The sequence below is a fragment of the Phenylobacterium sp. genome, from assembly GCF_041920015.1.
Classification (GTDB): domain Bacteria; phylum Pseudomonadota; class Alphaproteobacteria; order Caulobacterales; family Caulobacteraceae; genus Phenylobacterium.
In genome coordinates, this window is record NZ_JAYRST010000065.1 from 1 (window position 1) to 17,234 (window position 17,234).

Genomic DNA, 17,234 nt, shown 5'->3' on the forward strand with positions numbered 1-17,234 from the left:
GCAGGCCTCGCCGCGTTCGAAAAGGGCGCGCAGCCGCCGCGCATGGTCCGGGTCGGCCCGCATCAGGGCCGAGACCACCGCCTGCGGATCGGCCGTGGGCGCCAGGCCGAGGGCCGCGGCGCAGGCCGTCAGGCTCTCCTGGCCGGAAGTCAGGCTGGCATGACCGTCCTCGACGGCCAGCAGGACGGAATCGAAGGCCTCGACCGAGGCCTGGGCGGCTTCGGCCCCGGCCTCCAGTTCGGAAATGCGCCGGCGCAGGGCTTCGGCCTGGGCCTCGTTGCGCCGCCGCTGGTCGACCAGCCAGAACATCGCGCACAGCGCCAGCAGCACCGCGCCGGCGGCGGCTCCGAGGATCAGGTCTTGCTCGCTCATCGGCGCTCCGTCGCCCCCGAGACGGCGAATCATCTCATGGGACCATAGTTTGGTCCGTGCAATTGGGCGATGATCGGAAGGCTATGACCGCCATCCTTTATCCGGTGGCCGCCGATGCGGGCCAGGCGCTCGGCGCGCCCATGGGCCGCGCGGCGCGCGAACGCGAGGCCGAACGGACCGCCGGGGAGGCGGTCGGCTTCGTGACCGAACCGGTCGGCCCGTCCTACGCCAGCCGCGAGGCGGCGCTGGACGCCCTGGCCGGCCGCGTCGAGGACGACCGGCCTGGACGATCCTTCGCCGTGCCGGCCGAGGATCGCTTCATCACCCTGGTGGAGCAGGTCGCGCCGCGCGGCGGCCGCCGGCGCGCGCCCACCCCCGTCGCGCCGAGTTTCGAGGACGGCCGTCGCTGGCCCGCGCCGCCGGCCCATCCGCCGGCTACGGTCTGGCGGGCGATGATCTCCTATTGGCGGATCGGCGGCGCGCCTCTGGCCCATGCCGGCGACAGCCAGGCGCGCCAGACCCGGCGCAAGGGCGGGGAGGGGATGGACGCGGAGTCGGTGCGCGCCCTAACGCGCCAGCCGCTGCGGCCGGTCAAGCCGCAGCAGCCGCTGGACATCGGGCTTTTCGAGGCGAGGCTGCCGGAAGCTCCCCATATAATCGTGCCTGATGAGTAAGCCCTACGCCGGGACCGCCCCGTCCCTCGACGATCTCGCCATCCTCGCCGAGGCCGCGTTCGCCGCCCTGCCCGAGGATTTTCGCCGCCTGACCGGCGACGTGGTCTTCCGCGTCGACGATTTCGCCAGCGACGAGGTGCTGGACGAACTGGGCATCGAGGACCCGTTCGAACTGACCGGCCTCTACAGCGGCGTGCACATCGGCCATCGCTCGGTGCTGGACCCGTCGCCGGGGCCTAGCCGCATCTTCCTCTATCGCCGCGCCATCCTCGATGAATGGGCCGCCCGCGGCGACGTCAGCCTGGCCGACCTGGTCGGCCACGTACTCGTGCACGAGATCGGCCATCACTTCGGCCTCTCCGACGACGACATCCACGCCATCGAGGACGCGGCGGAGTAGTTAGCGCGCGTTCACGAAAGTGACGCTGGCGTCATTTTCCTTGACGGACCGCTGTTCTCTTGAGAGGCTTTCCCCCAACGAGGAAACTGCGGGCGCCTTCGCGCGCCTGCATGGCAGGAGGAAGAGCCCATGGCCGCCGACGGCAACATCACCAAGGACATCATCTACGACGCCGTCGCGCCGGACGACTTCGAGTCCATGCTGGAGCTGGACCGCTACAACGCCCGCTCCACCGCCTTCGACAAGATCATCTCGGCCACCCACGACCACTTCTGGGATCCGCTCGACAAGAAGTACATCGACTTCGACGAGCCCTTCGACATGGAAAACGAGATGCTCCTCCCCGAGGACATGATCATCTCGCTGTCGACCGACTATGTCTCGAACCACCTGTCGGACTGGAAGACCCGCGTGCGGTTCGCCAACCAGTCGGCGCTGCGCTCGTTCTCCTCGATCCTTCACGGCGAGCAGGGCGCGCTGAACCTGTCGGCCAGCCTCTGCCACGTGCTGAAGGACCAGGGCGCGCAGGAATACGCCGCCAACCAGACCCGCGAAGAGGCGCGCCACGTCACCGCCTTCGCCAAGTACATCAAGGCCCGCTGGGGCCGTCCGGTCGAGTGCGGCCCGACCCTGAAGACCCTGCTGGTCGAGATCATCGGCAGCCCGGAGGTCTACAAGAAGATCATCGGCATGCAGATGCTGGTCGAGGGCCTGGCCATGGGCGCCTTCGCCACCTTCTTCAACAACATCAACGACCCGATGGGGAAGAAGCTTCTCCAGCTCGTGATGACCGACGAGGCCTTCCACCACAAGTTCGGGAAGATCTGGGCCGACCGCACCATCCCGCACCTGACCGAAGCCGAGCACGAGATCATCGAGACCTGGGCCGCGCACTGCTTCCAGACCCTGCTGTTCAACCTGGTCTCGCCCAGCCAGCAGCGCGACCTCTATGAGGAATTCGGCCTCGATCCCGACCGCGTGATCGCCGAAATGGCCGAAATGGTCACCGACGAGACCCGCCGCGAGAACATGAAGGAGCAGACCAACATCTTCCGGGTGCTGGTGAAGACCCTGCTCAACGCCGGCATCATCACCGACCGCACCAAGGCCTTCTACGCCATGTACGTCGATCTCGACGAACTGAAGGGCGAGGGCGACCGCATGGTCGGTGACGACATTGCCGAGGAGGGGATCAAGTACCTCCAGGAGATCAACTTCAAGGACCGCCTGGCGACGACCATCTCGATCGCCGCGGAATAGAACCTCTAATCCCTCCCCCGCTGGGGAGGTGGATCGGCGCAAAGCGTCGAGACGGAGGGGGCCTGCCGGGCCGGTGGTCCCCTCGGTCAGCCATTCGGCTGACGGCTCCCACAGAAGGGGAGCAACTCTTGCCTCTGACGCATTGCTGCGGCTTGGTGCCCCCATGACCGCCATCGTCTATGTCGCCGCCGCTCTGGCCGAGATCGCCGGGTGTTTTTCGTTCTGGATGTGGCTGCGCCAGGACAAGCCGGTCTGGTGGATCGCGCCGGGGATCGCCAGCCTCTGTCTGTTCGCCTGGCTGCTGACCCTGGTGGACAGCGACGCGGCCGGGCGCGCCTATGCGGCCTATGGCGGTGTCTATGTCGCCGCGTCCCTCGCCTGGCTGTGGGTGGTGGAGGGCGCGCGGCCCGACCGCTGGGACCTGATCGGCGCGGCGGTCTGCCTTGCCGGGGCCGCGATCGTCCTGCTGGGGCCGCGCGCCGCTTAGGTTAACGCTGATCATTACAAATTTGACGGCTGCGTCATTTTCCTTTGACGCTGGGGAACGGAGGGTGTGCAGTCCGCTCCAACGACATAAGGGAGCAGAGCCATGGGCGCCGACGGCAACATCACCAAGGACCTGATCTACGACGCCGTCGCGCCGGACGATTTCGAGGCCATGCTGGACCTCGACCGCTACAACAACCGCTCCAGCGCCTTCGACAAGATCATCTCGGCCACCCACGACCACTTCTGGGACCCGCTCGATCCCAAGTACATCGACTTCTCCGCACCCTGGGACATGCAGAGGCAGCCGCTGATCAGCGAGGACCTCGTGGTCGCCCTGCACACCGACTATGTGAAGGAGAAGCTGAACACGCCCGAACTGCGCGCGCAGTTCGCCAACAAGTCGCTGCTCTATTCGTTCTCCTCGATCCTGCACGGCGAGCAGGGCGCGCTGAACCTGTCGGCCAGCCTCTGCCACGTGCTGCTCGACCAGGGCGCCCAGGAATACGCCGCCAACCAGACGCGCGAGGAAGCCCGCCACGTCACCGCCTTCGCCAAGTACATCAAGGCGCGCTGGGGCCGCCCCATCGAGTGCAGCAAGGTGCTGCAGGACCTGCTGGTCGACATCATCGGCTCGCCCGAGGTCTACAAGAAGATCATCGGCATGCAGATGTTGGTCGAAGGCCTGGCCATGGGCGCCTTCGCGACCTTCTACCAGAAGCTCAACGACCCGCTCGGCCGCCAGCTCATGCAGCTCGTGATGACCGACGAGGCCTTCCACCACAAGTTCGGGAAGATCTGGGCCGACCGCACCATTCCCAAGCTCACCGAGGCCGAGCACAACATCGTCGAGGACTGGGCGGCCCACTGCTTCCAGATCCTGCTGTTCAACCTGGTCTCGCCCAGCGAACAGACCGCGCTCTACGAGGAGTTCGGCCTCGACCCCGCCAAGGTGCTGGAGGAAATCCAGGTTATCGCCACCGACGAGGTGCGCCGCGAGGACATGAAGGAGAGCACCAACATCTTCCGCGTGCTCATCAAGACCCTGCTGAACGCCGGCATCATCACCGACCGCACGCGGGCCTTCTACGGCATGTATGTCGACATGGAGGAGCTGAAAAGCGAGGGCGACCGCATGGTCGGCGACGACATCGCCGAGGAGGGGATCAAGTACCTCCAGAAGATCAACTTCAAGGACCGTGTCGCCGCCAATGTGACCCTGGCGGCCGAATAGCCGGGTCCCGTAAGGCCAAGCTGCCGCCGAACGGACAAAATTTGCATTGAAATTACGGGAGCGCCCGCAGAGAGACTCTGTGGGCGTTTTCAATTCCATCGAACTTCCATAGTCCGTCACCCATGCGCGCACTCGCCTCCACGATCCTCGCCGCCGCCGTCCTGTTGGCCGGGCCCGCATTCGCCGCGCCGCCGGCCCCGACCGAGAAGATCGAGCTGACCAAGATGATGGGCCGCTGGTACGAGGTGGCCCGCCTGCCCAACAAGGTCCAGAACGGCTGCCAGGGCGGCACCTCCACCTGGCAACGGGTTTCCGACGGCTTTTCGGTGGTCCAGGCCTGTCACAAGGGCTCGCTGACCGCGCCGGTGACCGAATGGAAGGCCAAGGCCAAGGTCCTCGACCCCTCGACCAACGCCAAGCTGCAGATGACCTTCTTCAACGGCCTGGTGAAGCAGGAATACTGGGTGCTGGAACACCGGCCCGACCAGGGCTGGCTGATCCTGGGCACGCCTGGCGGCCGCGCTGTCTGGCTGATGTCCCAGCGGCCGACCCTGCCGGCCGGGGTCAAGACCCAGGCGCTCGCGCGGCTCCGGCAACTCGGCTACGATGTCGGCCGTCTCGAATTCCCGCTGCCGGCCAAGAACTGACCGCCGGCCCGGCGCTTGCGCCTCGAACGAAAGCGGAACATGGTGGCGGCATGGACGTCACCGTCGTCACCATCACCCGGCCGGAGATCACCGCCAGCGTCACCCGCGGGGCCGCGCGCCTGCTGGTCGACCTGGGTTATGCGCCGCTGGCGGAGGTGACCCTGCCCAACGGCCGCCGCGCCGACCTGATGGCGCTGTCGCCGCGCGGCGAAATCGCCATCGTCGAGGTGAAGTCGGGGCTGGAGGACTATCGCGTCGACCGCAAATGGCACGAGTACCTGCCCTATTGCGACCGCTTCGCCTTCGCCGTGGCGCCGGAATTCCCCCAGGATATCCTGCCCCTGGAGCCCGGCCTGATCGTCTGCGACGGTTTCGGCGGCGCGGTGCTGCGCGAAGCCCCGTCCACCGCCCTGGCGCCCGCCCGGCGAAAAGCCCTGACCATCGCCTTCGCCCGTCTGGCGGCGATGCGGGCGGCCGGGGTCGCGGCGAGCGAACTCACCATCTGATCCAAGGCGTCATCCAGCCAAACTGACTTGATGACGCCGCCGAACGAGTCCTATCGCGGCGCGCGCTTGGCCAGGATGCGTTGCAGGGTGCGGCGGTGCATGTTCAGCCGCCGGGCCGTCTCGGAGACATTGTGGCCGCAGAGTTCGTAGACCCGCTGGATATGTTCCCAGCGCACGCGGTCGGCGCTCATCGGGTTTTCCGGCGGGGCGGGCGTTTCGTCCTTGCGGGCCAGCAGGGCGCGGGCTACGTCGTCGGCGTCGGCCGGCTTGGAGAGATAGTCGATGGCGCCCGACTTCACCGCCGCCACCGCGGTGGCGATGTTGCCGTAGCCGGTCAGCATGACGACCTTGGCGTCGGGCCTGGCCTCGCGCACCGCCTCCACCACCTTCAGGCCGCTGCCGTCCTCCAGCCGCATGTCGAGCACCGCATAGGCGGGCGGGTGGGTCTTCACAGAGGCCAGCGCTTCGGCGACGCTGCCGACCAGCGTCGTTTCGAAGCCGCGCTGCTCCAGGGCTCGGCCCAGGCGGGTGCGCAGGGGCGCGTCGTCGTCGAGAACCAGCAGGGTCCTGTCCGGCAAGGCGGCGATATCGGCGGAGAGATCGGTCATGCGCAACCTCCGATAGGGGCGTTCTGGTCGTACGCGCCCCGCGGCATCATGTCGCTGCTTGTCCACGATCCGCAAGGGACTTCAGGCATTTGGCGTCGAGCCCCTGACCTCGATACGGGCCCGCGGCCAGCGCGCGCCGACCACGGCGCCGCGGGGCTTGCCATTCTGAAAAGTCACGATCGCCCCGGTCCGTTCCAGCAGGGTCTTGGCGATGAAGAAGCCCAGGCCCATGCCGACATGGCCGGTGCGGCCGCCGGCCACGCCCGGCCGGCTGGTCACATAGGGCTCGCCCAGCTTGCCCAGGACCTCAGGGGCGAAGCCCGGCCCGTCGTCGCGCACCTCCACCGACACCTGCTCGGCGTCGAAGCGGACGGTGACCAGCACCTCGGACCCGGCGAAGTCGACGGCGTTCTCCACCAGAGAGGTCATGGCGTGCAGCACCTCGGGCATCCGCCAGATATCGGGCGCGCTTGCGCCCGGCGCGCCGGAGACGATGGCCTCGACCCGCACGCCCTTCACCTCGGTATGCGGCTCGATCACCTCGTTGACGAACTGCAGCAGGCTCATCCGTTCGTGCACCTCGTCGGAGGCCGCGGCCGGGGCGTCGGTCAGCCGCCGCAGGATTTCGCGGCAGCGCTCGGCCTGGGCGATCAGCAGGTCGGCGTCGTCCTTCACGCTCGGCGTCGGCGCCTCGCGCGCCAGTTCCTTCGAGACGATGGAGATCGTCGCCAGCGGCGTGCCCAGCTCGTGCGCGGCCGCCGCGGCCAGGGCGCCCAGGGCCGACAGGCGCTGCTCGCGCGCCAGCACCGCCTGGGTCAGGTCCAGCGCCAGCGCCATCCGCGCCGATTCCTCGGCCGCCTGGCGCACCGCCCCGGCGATGATGACCACGCCGGTCACGATGGCCCCCGCATAGGCCAGGTGCAGCGCCAGCGGCGGCTCGATCACCTGACCGGGCCAGGCGGGCAGGGGCATGTGGAAGAAGACCAGCAGGCCCGTCAGAACCGCCGCCAGTATCGACAGGATCGCCACCCAGCGCGAGGCGAGCGTGGCCGCGCCCAGCGTCACCGGCGCCAGGAGCATCAGGACGAACGGATTGATGACGCCGCCGGTCAGGAACAGCAGGGCCGCCATCCGGCAAAGGTCGAAGGAAAGCTGGGCGGTCGCCTCCCGGCCGCCGATCAGCCGCTGGCCGAGCGAGGCGAAGCCCGTGAACAGGTTGGCCCCCGCCCCGATCGCGATCACCGCGAAGCAGAGGAGGTAGGGCGCCCGCAATCCCGCGACCAGGGCGGTCAGGAACACCAGCACCTCGCCGGTGAGCAGCATCCAGCGGAGATTGACCAGGGTGCGCTGACGCAGCCGGTCGCCCCGCGCGTCGGCGAGTTTGGAATCCTCCACCCCCCAGCCGGCGCTGAGCGCGCCGACGCCTTGCGCTAGGTCGGGGGTTTGCCTATCGAAGCCTCGCGCCGGCTGCGGCGGCGGAGGGTTCCGGACGGACGCCTTCATGCCGCGAGCATTGCGCCGAAAGCCGCGCCTGACGAGCCCCAAAAGGACGACGCCATGTCCCGCCGAAACCTGATCCTCATCGCCGCCTGCGTCATCGGCCTGGTCTTCATGGGCGCCGTGGCCTGGAAGGCGGGCGTCTTCGCGCCTGCGGACAAGGGGCGTGGCGTAGCCATGGTCGGCGGCCCGTTCCAACTGGTCGACCAGGACGGCCGGCCCGTCGACGAGAAGATCCTGAACGGCAAGTGGAGCGCGGTCTTCTTCGGCTTCACCTACTGCCCCGACGTCTGCCCCACCACCATGCAGGCGCTGGGCGAGGCCAAGCGCCGGCTCGGGCCCAAGGGCGACAAGCTGCAGGTCGTGTTCATCACTGTCGATCCCGAGCGCGACACGCCCGCCCAGCTCAAGACCTATCTTTCCAATGACGTGTTCCCGAAGGGGACCATCGGCCTGACCGGCTCGCCCGAACAGGTCGCCGCCGCCGCCAAGGCCTATCGCGTCTATTACAAGAAGAACGGCGAGGGCGACGGCTATCTGGTGGACCATTCCACCGCCGCCTATCTGATGAACCCGAAGGGCCGGTACGATCGCGTTCTTCCGTTCGGCATCAGTCCCGAAGAGATCGCGCACCAGATTTCGGAGGCCATGCGCTAAGTATTTTCAACCAGGGTCGATCCCGGTTCGGCGAAGAACATGCTCCGGATTCGGAGAATCCTGGGCCAGCTTCACCTTGCCGCAGGGCGGTGAAGGTTCTCTCTGGACTCTCTTAACATACCGCGTGCTATGCTGCGTCGCAGCAAGAGGACGTGGCCATGCTCTACACGCTCTACGAGGCTGGATACTATGCCTCCACCCCGCTGCGCTGGACCGCGCGGCTGACGCGGGATTTCTGGTCCTCGTCCCTCAATCCGGCGAAGGACACCGAGGTCGGGCGGCGGCTGTTCGCCAGCTCGGACCTGTTCGCCAACCTCACCCGTCGCTACGGCCGGCCGGCCTGGAACATCGAGTCCGTCGAGATCGACGGACATGCGGTGCGCGTGCGCCCGACCGAGGTCTGGTCGACGCCCTGGGTGAAGCTGGTCCATTTCAACCGCGACATGGCCGACCTGCGCCGCGCCGGCCGGCGCGAGCTGGAGCCGGCGGTGCTGATCGTCGCGCCGCTGTCGGGTCACTACGCCACCCTGTTGCGCGGCACGGTCGAGGCCTTCCTGCAGGACCATGAGGTGTTCATCACCGACTGGTCGAACGCTCGCGACGTGCCGGTGATGGAAGGCCGCTTCGACTTCCACGACTATGTCGACCACATCCGCGACATGCTGCGCCAGCTTGGCCCGCGCCCGCACGTGGTCGCCGTCTGCCAGCCGGGGCCCGCCGTGCTCGCCGCCGCTTCGCTGATGGCCGAGGACGACGAGGAGTGCCGCCCCGGCACCATGACGATCATGGGCTCGCCTATCGACGCGCGGATGTCGCCGACCGTCACCAACAAGCTGGCCGAGGAAAAGCCCTTCGCCTGGTTCAAGTCGAACATGATCGACACCGTGCCTGCGCCCTATCCGGGCATGGGGCGGCGCGTCTATCCGGGCTTCGTCCAGCTCTATTCCTTCATGTCGATGAACATCGAGAAGCACCAGGACGCCCACCTGCGCTATCTCGAAGACCTGATGAAGGGCGACGGCGACGCCGCCGAAAAACACCTGGAATTCTATGACGAGTACCTGTCGGTCCTCGATCTGACCGAGGAGTTCTATCTCCAGACGGTCGACTACGTGTTCCAGCAATACCTGTTGCCCAAGGGCGAGCTGAACCATCGCGGCCGCCCGGTGCAGCCGGGCTCGATCCGCGACATCGGTCTGCTGACCGTCGAGGGCGAGAACGACGACATCTCCGGCATCGGCCAGACCCAGGCGGCGCACACCCTCTGCACCGGCCTGTCGGACGACTTCAAGGAAGACTACGTCCAGCCGCATGTCGGCCACTACGGCGTGTTCAACGGCCGCCGCTTCCGCGAGGAGATCTATCCGCGGGTGCGGGCGTTCATTCGCCGCATGGAAGGCGCTCTCGAAAAGGCCCGCGACGCAGCCTAGATTTGCGTCATGAGCATCTTCGGCCGTTCGCTTGCGGACGGCGACCGGCTTGAGGTCGCCGGCGCCGTCGTCCGCCTGAAGGTCCATAGCCGTGCGCGGCGCGTGTCCTTGCGGCTCGACCGCACCCGGCGCGAGATCATCGCCACCGCGCCGTCCCTGCGCCGCCTGCCCGAGGCGGCCGCCTTCGCCCGCGACCGCGCCGCCTGGATCACCGAGCGCCTGGCCGAACTGCCGGACGCCGAAGCCGTCGCGCCGGGCATGGTCATCACTCTCTTCGGCCAGCCTTGCCGCCTCGAGGCCAGCGACAAGCCGGCCCGCCTGCATCCGGCGACGGGGGACCAGCCGGCCCGCATCACCGCCCGCGGCGAGGGGGCGGTTTTTGCGAGCGCGGTGATCCGCGTCCTCCGCCGCGAAGCCCTGCGCGTCTTCACCGAGCGGACCGCTTTCCATTGCGACCGCCTGGGGGCGAGGCTGCCCAGCGTCACCATCATGGACGCCCGCGCTCGCTGGGGTTCGTGCCGTCCGGGCCTGCCGGGCAAGCCGGCGGCGATCCGCTATTCCTGGCGCCTGGCGCTCGCCCCGTTCGAGGTGGCCGACTATGTCGCCGCCCACGAATGCGCCCACCTGCTGGAGCTGAACCATGGCCCGCGCTTCTGGGCCCACGTGAAGGCCCTTGTCGGCGACGAACGCCCCCACCGCGCCTGGCTCCGCGCCGAAGGCGCCCGCCTCCACGCCTTCGGGCGATAGGGCCGCGCCGACCATTACCGCGAATTATCTTGGTTCCGCCGCAAAGCGAGGACATTAGGCGCAAGCGGTCGCGCTCGCGGCCGGTCCCGGAGCCTTGAGCCTTGATCTCCCTCGCCGTCGCCGCCTCGCTCTCGCTGACCGCGCCCGAACTGCCGCCTCTGCCGCCGATCAAGCGCGAAGCCCAGGTGGTCTATGTCGATCGCAGCGGCGCCCTCCTGGGTGTGCGTGGCGGGCGCTACGGCCCGCCGGTCGATATCGCCAAGCTGCCCGCCTACGTGCCGGGCGCTTTCGTGGCCATCGAGGATCGCCGCTTCTACGACCACACCGGCTTCGATCCCATCGGCATCGCTCGCGCCATCGTCGTCAACGCCGAGCAGGGCCGCGCGGCCCAGGGCGCTTCGACCATAACCCAGCAGCTCGCCCGCAACCTCTTCCTCAGCGCTGACCAGACCATGGAGCGCAAGGCCAAGGAGGTGCTCTACGCCGTCCAGCTCGAACGCACCTATTCCAAGAAGCAGATCCTCGGCCTCTATCTCAGCCGCGTCTATTTCGGCGGCGGCGCCTATGGGATCGAGCAGGCCTCGCGCCGCTATTTCGGCAAGCCGGCGGCCAGGCTGACGCTCCGCGAGGCCGCCACCCTGGCCGGGGTCCCGAAATCGCCGACCAACTACAATCCCGTCGAGCAGCCGCAGAACGCCGCCAAACGCGCCGACCTGGTGCTGGCCGCCATGGTCGAGACCGGCGTCATCACCCAGGCCCAGCGCAAGCAGGCCATGGCCCAGCCGCTGAAGCTCGCGGGCGTCGCCTCCAGCTCGGCCGCCGGCTACTTCCTCGACTGGATCGACGCCCAGCGCCGCAGCCTGGTCGGCGCGCCCAAGCAGGACGTCATCGTCGAGACCACCCTGGATTCGGCCATGGAATCGGCGGCCGTCAGCACCGCCAGGGCGGTGGTCGCGCGTCACCAGGCTCAGAACGTCACCCAGGCCGCGCTCGTCGCGCTGGACGGCCAGGGCCGGGTGCGCGCCATGGTCGGCGGGGTCGACTACGCCAGCGCGCCCTACAATCGCGCGGTCACCGCCAGGCGTCAGGCGGGCTCGGCCTGGAAGCCGTTCGTCTACCTCGCCGCCCTGGAGGCCGGGCGCACGCCCGACATGACGGTGGTGGACGAGCCGGTCGTCATCGGCGCCTGGTCGCCGCAGAACTACAACGGCGGCTATGCCGGAACCCTCACCCTGGAACAGGCGGTCGCCCAGTCGACCAACACCGTCGCCGTTCGCCTGGCCGACGAGGTGGGCCGGGCCAATGTCGCGGCCACGGCCAGGCGGCTGGGGATCGTCTCCCCGGTCAACACCGATCCGGCCATGGCGCTGGGCACCAGCCTGGTCTCGCCGCTGGAGATGGCCCAGGCCTACGCGGCCTTTGGCAATGGCGGGGAGCGCGCCCAGGCCTACGGCATCGAGCGCATCCGCACGGTCGGCGGCCAGGTGCTGTATCAGCGCAAGGCTTCGCCCGCCCAGGCGGTGATCGCCAATCCGGCCCTCAGCGACCTCAACCGGATGCTGCGCGGCGTGGTCGCCTCGGGCACGGGAACCCGGGCGGCGATCGCCGGCTACGACCTGGCCGGCAAGACCGGCACCACCAGCGACTACAAGGACGCTTGGTTCGCGGGCTACACCGGCGGCTTCACCGCCGTCGTCTGGATGGGCAACGACAATGGCGCGCCGATGAAGCGCGTGACCGGCGGCGCGGCCCCGGCCGAACTCTGGCGCGGTTTCATGGCCAGCGCCCTGAAGCGGGCGCCTGCCCAGCCGATCCCGGCCGGTCCGCCGCCGCTGGTCCTGCCGCCGCCGGAGCCGGCCGAGACCATCGACACCTTGCTGGAAGCCGCGCCTGAAAACCTGCCGCCCGCCGAGATCGTGGACGAGCCGCCGATCTGAACGGCCTCAGTAGGGCCTCAGTAGGGAATGTCGTCCGCCGGCGCCTTCTGGGGCGGCGCCTGGGCGGGCGGGGCGGGCGTCCCGCCGCCGATCGCATCGACGATGCCGTCGACCAGGTCGCCGATCGGATCGGCCTGGGGCGGGGGCGTATAGGTCCCCCCCGGAATGGCCTGGACCTTCAGCCGCGGCAGCGCCTGGCTCATGAAGTCGCGCCACATGCCAGCCGGCGCGCCGCCGCCGGTCACGCGCTTCATCGGCTTGTTGTCGTCCTTGCCGACCCAGACGGCGGTCACGAAGCCGCCGGTGTAGCCGACGAACCAGGCGTCGCGATAATCGCTGGTGGTGCCGGTCTTGCCGGCCAGGTCGTAGCCGGGAACCCGCGCGCGCGTTCCGGTGCCGGCGGCCACCACCTGGCGCATCATCTGGTTCATGTACTGCAGCGAGGGCGTGCCGATCACCTGGGTGCGCGCAGCCTTCTCGACGCTGTGGTCGTAGAGGATCTTTCCGCTGGCGGTGCGAATGCGCGAGATGCCGTAGCCCTTGGCGAGGAAGCCGCCATTGGCGAACGGCGCATAGGCCTGGGCCATCTCCATCGGGCTCACCTCCACCGCGCCGAGCGCCATCGAGGGATCTAGCTGGATGTGCGAATTGATCCCCAGCCGTCGGGCGGCGGAGGCGACATTGCCGGTGCCGACCTCGTTGGCCAGGCGCGCGGCGACGGTGTTGATCGACTGGGCCAGAGCCGTCTCCAGCGTCATTGGCCCGCGAAAGTCGCCGGTATAGTTGCGCGGCGACCAGTTCCCGATCTTGATCGGCTCGTCGACCACCATGTCGGCCGGCGTGCGGCCGGCGTCCATCGCCGCCAGATAGACGAAGGGCTTGAACGCCGAACCGGCCTGGCGCTTGGCCATGGTCGCGCGGTCGAACTGGCTGACATTGTAGTCGACCCCGCCGACATAGGCGCGGATGCGGCCCTCGCCGTCGATGGCGACCAGGGCGGCCTGCTGCACGCCCTGGCCCTTGCCGGCCGCGACTCCGCGGCGGATCGCCTGTTCTGCGGCGGTCTGGATCGGCAGGTCCAGGGTGGTCTCGACCACCAGGTCCTCGGTCGGCTCGCCCACCAGGCTGCGCACCTGGTCGTCGACCCAGTCGGTGAAATACTGCGCCCGCTGGTTGGCCAGGGTCGGGTTGACCCGCACCGGGGTCTTGAAGGCCGCGTCGCGCTCGGCCGGGGTGATGGCGCCGGTCCGCACCATCTCGTCCAGCACGATGGTCGCCCGCCGCTCGGCCCGGTCGGTCTGCGAGACCGGCGAATAGCGGTTGGGGCCCTTCATCATGCCGGCCAGCAACGCGCTCTCGCCCAGGGTCAACTGGCTGGCGGGCTTGTTGAAATAGCGCTGGGACGCCGCCTCGATGCCATAGGCCCCGCCGCCGAAATAGACGCGGTTCAGATAGAGGGCGAGGATCTCCTTCTTGGAGAACTTGGCCTCCAGCCACAAGGCCAGCACCAGTTCCTGCGCCTTGCGCCGATAGTTCTGCGCCGGTGTCAGGAAGAGGTTGCGCGCCAGTTGTTGGGTGATGGTCGAGCCGCCGCGCAAGGGGCCGCCCTCGCCCCGGCGCGTGACGTTGTAGATCTGCGAGCGCAGGATGCCCCACGGGTTGAAGCCGGGGTGGAAATAGAACCAGCGGTCCTCGATGGCGATGAACGCCTTGGGCACGTAGGGCGGCAGCTTGTCCAGGTCGACCGGCGGCGCATACTGGCTGCCGCGTACGGCGACCAGTGCGCCGGACTGGTCGAGATAGGAGATCGAGGGCTGACGATCGACGTCATAGAGCGTCGAGGTGTCCGGCAGGTCGGTCGCGAACACCGCCAGGAAGGCCACCACGAAGATCGCGGCCCACACGCCGAGCACGGCTGTCCAGTAGAGCAGCGCCTGTAGGGGAGTGCGCCGGGCCGGCCGGCCGGGGCCCGGTCCTTGTTTGGCCATGTGTCGTCCTAAAAGCGCTCGCCGTCATCCGCCCCGGGGCGGAGACATATCCCAGCCGAACCAAATGCGCGACATGATTGACGGGAGGTGAACAAGCTCGGCCGTGAATGGTTCCGCGCGGCCTTGACCTGGCCCCTGGGGCCGCTCCCATCGGTATGGCGGTCAGCCACAGCGAGGTGAGTCGTGAACGCTTCCGCCCCCTATCTAAGTCCGTCCGAGGCCGCGCGCCGGCTTGGCGTCTCCGCCAAGGCCCTGCGGCTCTATGAACAGCGCGGGCTGGTCGCGCCTCTGCGCACCGCCGCCGGCTGGCGCGCCTATGGCCCGGACGAGATGGCGCGGGCCGGGGAAATCGCCGCCCTGCGCGCCCTCGGCCTCAGCCTCGCCCAGGTCGCCCGCGTCCTGGGCGGCGATTCGCAGGGGCTGGAGCCGGCGCTGGCCGCCCACCAGGCGCGGTTGGAGGGCGAGGGGCGACGCCTGGCCCATCTGGCCCGGCAGGTCCGTGACCTGCGTGCCGAACTCGCGGCCGGCCGCACCCCGGCGATCGGCGATCTCGTGCGCCTGGCCGGAACCATCGCCGATCCCGTCGCCGCCTTCGACCTGCCCTGGCCGTGGGGCGGGGAGCGGTTCGAACTGCGCGACCTGCGTGCGATCACCTACATCGTCGGGCCGCTGGGCAGCGGCAAGACGCGTCTGGCCATGCAACTCGCAGAGGCCCTGCCCGGCGGGCGCTTCCTGCCGCTCGACCGCGGCGCTTCGCCGCCGCCGACCGCCGCCGTCCAGGCGGCGATGGCGTGGCTCGAGGAGGAGGGGGCTCATTCCTCGCCAGCGCTCTTCGTCCTGCTCGCGGCGCTGGAGGACCCGTCGCGCGCGGCGCTCGTGGTCGACATGGTCGAGGACGGGTTGGACGAGGCGACGCAAACCGCCCTGGTCGCCTATCTGCGCAAGACCGCCTCGGCTGAGCGGCCGCTGTTCCTGATGACAAGGTCCTGCGCGATCCTCGACCTGGGGGCCGTGGGGCCCGGTGAGGCGATCCTGCTCTGTCCGGCCAATCACAGCTTGCCCATGCGCGTGGCGGCCATCCCCGGCGCGCCTGGCTATGAAGCGGTCGCCACCTGTCTCGCTCCGCCGGAGGTGCGCGCGCGGACCCACGGGCTGATCGCCATGCGTCCGCCGGCTCCGTGAGGGCGGCTCACGGACCATGCGGCCAAGTCATCGTTTGATCGCAGCCGGCGCCGGCGCGAGGCTCGGATTCGGAAAGGAGGCGAATTCGGCGGCGATCAGCCTAGATGGGGATGCTCCCCCTCATCCGCATCCCCACATTTTCGCATACCCGCGTTGCGAAAAAACTGGTTGCCGGCGATCTTAACACCGTTATCTTAGCGATGCTTAGTTCAACTCGCGCAGCCGGTGGGGATACCGGTTGCGGGCTACCGGATTGCGCCGAGCCGTGTCTCGCAAGGATGCGCCTTTTCTCCCCGAACGCTGGAGGGCTTTCGATGAAGCTCCGTACCCTCGCGGCCGCCTGCGCCGCCGTCATGTCCGTCTCCTTCGCCGCCGGAGCGGCCATGGCTGACGATCCGATCACCGCCAAGCTGCAGACCCCGGTCGCCGAAAAGACCAAGTTCATCGCCGGCGGCGCGGTCTTCCTCTGCGAAGGCGACACCTGCCTGGCGGCGGCCCCGTCGTCTCAGACCTACGGCGCCTCGACCTGCAAGGACGTCGCCAAGAAGGTCGGCGCGGTCGTCTCGTTCGGCGGCGTGCGCAAGCAACTCGAAGGGGCCAAGCTCGAACAGTGCAACGCCGCGGCCCTGCCGGCCCAGCAGGTCGCCAATCGCTAGGCCCTGATCCTCATCCAGGTTCACGCAACTCCGAGCGCGCCTCCCAGCCGCAAGCTTCGTCGAGCCTGAGACTTCAAGGGCGCCGGGTCCTCCCGGCGCCCTTTTTTCTGATTCTTGCGGCGCTTCGCCCGCTTATAGGACCTGAAAGCTTGGCTTGCGGCCCTCCGCGCCCTTAAAGAGGCGCCGCCATGAACCAAGACATCATCCGCCGACAAACCTTCTGGCCCGACGGTCCCGCCGCGGCCGCCCGCCTGCTCGAACCGGTCCTCGCCGAGGCCGTGGGCGGGGACGTGGAGCCGGTCTCCCTGACCCTCGATTACGCAACGTCCGCAAGGGCTGGCGAGGCCGTGAGCCTGGAGGCCGGGGTCGACCGGGCCACCCGCACCCTGGCCTTCGTCTATGGCCGGTTGCTCACCGAAAAGGGCGATGTGATAGCCACGGGGGCGGCGGTGTTCCGCAAGATCACGGACATCACCAAGACGGGATAATACAAGGCACCGCGGCTGGTTCGGTTGCGACGCCGAAAAACGCGTGCTATCAGGCGCGCGGCTTCGGGCCAGGGGCTAAACCAGTCTCGACGGCCATTGTGCTTTTCCAAGCGCTTTCAAGCCTTTAGGGTCGCTGTGGAGTTTTCTTCGCCGCGGCTTTTTGCGCGCATCGGGCGGACAAAATAAGTGGCGGACGATTCCAAGGCTTCGAATGTGGGCGGCAGATATGCCCAAGCCCTGTTCGATCTCGCGAACGATGAGAAGAAACTGTCGGCCGTCGAGGCCGACCTCAAGGCGCTGAAACAGATGAGCGCCGACAGCAAGGATCTGCGGACCTTGCTGGCTTCGCCGGCGTTCAGCGCCGACGACAAGGGCAAGGCCTTGGCCGCTCTTGGCGACAAGGCGAAGTTCAATCCCACCACCCGGAAGTTCCTGGGCTTGCTGGCCGCCAACGGCCGCGCCTCG

The 17,234-nt window shown here is 68.4% G+C and carries 18 protein-coding genes and 1 pseudogene; 15 read left to right on the forward strand and 4 right to left on the reverse strand.

The features are described 5' to 3' along the window. Positions 1–372, reverse strand: a pseudogene (locus ACE3TL_RS12815) (two-component sensor histidine kinase); the annotation flags it as partial. Between the two features lie 83 nt (positions 373–455). Here ACE3TL_RS12815 and ACE3TL_RS12820 point away from each other — a divergent pair. The 7 genes from ACE3TL_RS12820 (at position 456) to mmcB (ending at position 5,579) form a co-directional block, all read left to right on the forward strand. Then, positions 456–1,046 (forward strand): hypothetical protein, encoded by a 591-nt coding sequence (locus ACE3TL_RS12820; RefSeq protein ID WP_374579075.1) that lies wholly within the window; start codon positions 456–458, stop codon positions 1,044–1,046. Next, a complete protein-coding gene (locus tag ACE3TL_RS12825; protein WP_374579076.1) occupies positions 1,039–1,446 on the forward strand; it encodes a metallopeptidase family protein in 408 nt (135 codons plus the stop codon). Before ACE3TL_RS12820 ends, ACE3TL_RS12825 begins: the two co-directional genes overlap by 8 nt. Before the next feature lie 129 nt (positions 1,447–1,575). Beyond that, entirely contained in the window at positions 1,576–2,706 is a 1,131-nt protein-coding gene (locus ACE3TL_RS12830; protein WP_374532238.1) for a ferritin-like domain-containing protein, read from the forward strand. Positions 2,707–2,869: 163 nt separating this feature from the next. Further along, a complete protein-coding gene (locus ACE3TL_RS12835; RefSeq protein ID WP_374579077.1) occupies positions 2,870–3,193 on the forward strand; it encodes a YnfA family protein in 324 nt (107 codons plus the stop codon). Positions 3,194–3,295: 102 nt separating this feature from the next. Further along, positions 3,296–4,426 carry a ferritin-like domain-containing protein gene (locus ACE3TL_RS12840; RefSeq protein ID WP_374579078.1) on the forward strand — a complete coding sequence of 377 codons (1,131 nt, stop codon included), beginning with the start codon at positions 3,296–3,298 and terminating at the stop codon, positions 4,424–4,426. 122 nt (positions 4,427–4,548) lie between these two features. After that, positions 4,549–5,073, forward strand: coding sequence for a lipocalin family protein (locus ACE3TL_RS12845; RefSeq protein ID WP_374579079.1), 525 nt, complete (start codon positions 4,549–4,551; stop codon positions 5,071–5,073). Positions 5,074–5,123: 50 nt separating this feature from the next. Then, the gene (gene mmcB, locus ACE3TL_RS12850) at positions 5,124–5,579 is read left to right on the forward strand and encodes a DNA repair putative endonuclease MmcB (protein ID WP_374579080.1); all 456 of its coding nucleotides are present in this window, start codon (positions 5,124–5,126) and stop codon (positions 5,577–5,579) included. 50 nt (positions 5,580–5,629) lie between these two features. On the opposite strand, the gene ACE3TL_RS12855 is transcribed toward mmcB, so the two are convergent. After that, positions 5,630–6,187, reverse strand: coding sequence for an ActR/PrrA/RegA family redox response regulator transcription factor (locus ACE3TL_RS12855; protein WP_374579081.1), 558 nt, complete (start codon positions 6,185–6,187; stop codon positions 5,630–5,632). 81 nt (positions 6,188–6,268) lie between these two features. After that, the gene (locus ACE3TL_RS12860; RefSeq protein ID WP_374579082.1) at positions 6,269–7,690 is read right to left on the reverse strand and encodes an ActS/PrrB/RegB family redox-sensitive histidine kinase; all 1,422 of its coding nucleotides are present in this window, start codon (positions 7,688–7,690) and stop codon (positions 6,269–6,271) included. 54 nt (positions 7,691–7,744) lie between these two features. On the opposite strand from ACE3TL_RS12860, the gene ACE3TL_RS12865 reads away from it, so the two are divergent. The 4 genes from ACE3TL_RS12865 to ACE3TL_RS12880 all read left to right on the forward strand — a co-directional run bounded on the left by ACE3TL_RS12865 (position 7,745) and on the right by ACE3TL_RS12880 (position 12,455). After that, positions 7,745–8,341 (forward strand): SCO family protein, encoded by a 597-nt coding sequence (locus ACE3TL_RS12865; RefSeq protein ID WP_374579083.1) that lies wholly within the window; start codon positions 7,745–7,747, stop codon positions 8,339–8,341. 158 nt (positions 8,342–8,499) lie between these two features. After that, positions 8,500–9,771 carry a polyhydroxyalkanoate depolymerase gene (locus ACE3TL_RS12870; protein ID WP_374579091.1) on the forward strand — a complete coding sequence of 424 codons (1,272 nt, stop codon included), beginning with the start codon at positions 8,500–8,502 and terminating at the stop codon, positions 9,769–9,771. 9 nt (positions 9,772–9,780) lie between these two features. After that, positions 9,781–10,518, forward strand: coding sequence for a M48 family metallopeptidase (locus ACE3TL_RS12875; protein ID WP_374579084.1), 738 nt, complete (start codon positions 9,781–9,783; stop codon positions 10,516–10,518). 101 nt (positions 10,519–10,619) lie between these two features. Next, entirely contained in the window at positions 10,620–12,455 is a 1,836-nt protein-coding gene (locus ACE3TL_RS12880) for a transglycosylase domain-containing protein (protein WP_374579085.1), read from the forward strand. A 17-nt stretch (positions 12,456–12,472) separates the two neighbouring features. On the opposite strand, the gene ACE3TL_RS12885 is transcribed toward ACE3TL_RS12880, so the two are convergent. Further along, the gene (locus tag ACE3TL_RS12885; protein ID WP_374579086.1) at positions 12,473–14,443 is read right to left on the reverse strand and encodes a transglycosylase domain-containing protein; all 1,971 of its coding nucleotides are present in this window, start codon (positions 14,441–14,443) and stop codon (positions 12,473–12,475) included. Between the two features lie 183 nt (positions 14,444–14,626). Here ACE3TL_RS12885 and ACE3TL_RS12890 point away from each other — a divergent pair, with 183 nt between their 5' ends. From ACE3TL_RS12890 to ACE3TL_RS12905, 4 genes are all read left to right on the forward strand, one after another. Further along, on the forward strand, positions 14,627–15,625 hold the full coding sequence (locus tag ACE3TL_RS12890) for a MerR family transcriptional regulator (RefSeq protein WP_374579087.1): 999 nt from the start codon (positions 14,627–14,629) through the stop codon (positions 15,623–15,625). Positions 15,626–15,939: 314 nt separating this feature from the next. Next, positions 15,940–16,281, forward strand: coding sequence for a hypothetical protein (locus tag ACE3TL_RS12895; protein ID WP_374579088.1), 342 nt, complete (start codon positions 15,940–15,942; stop codon positions 16,279–16,281). Between the two features lie 188 nt (positions 16,282–16,469). After that, positions 16,470–16,769: a hotdog domain-containing protein gene (locus ACE3TL_RS12900; RefSeq protein WP_374579089.1), complete on the forward strand. Its 300-nt coding sequence runs from the start codon at positions 16,470–16,472 to the stop codon at positions 16,767–16,769. 186 nt (positions 16,770–16,955) lie between these two features. Beyond that, positions 16,956–17,234 (forward strand): F0F1 ATP synthase subunit delta (locus ACE3TL_RS12905; RefSeq protein WP_374579090.1); only part of this gene is annotated, 279 nt, incomplete at its 3' end.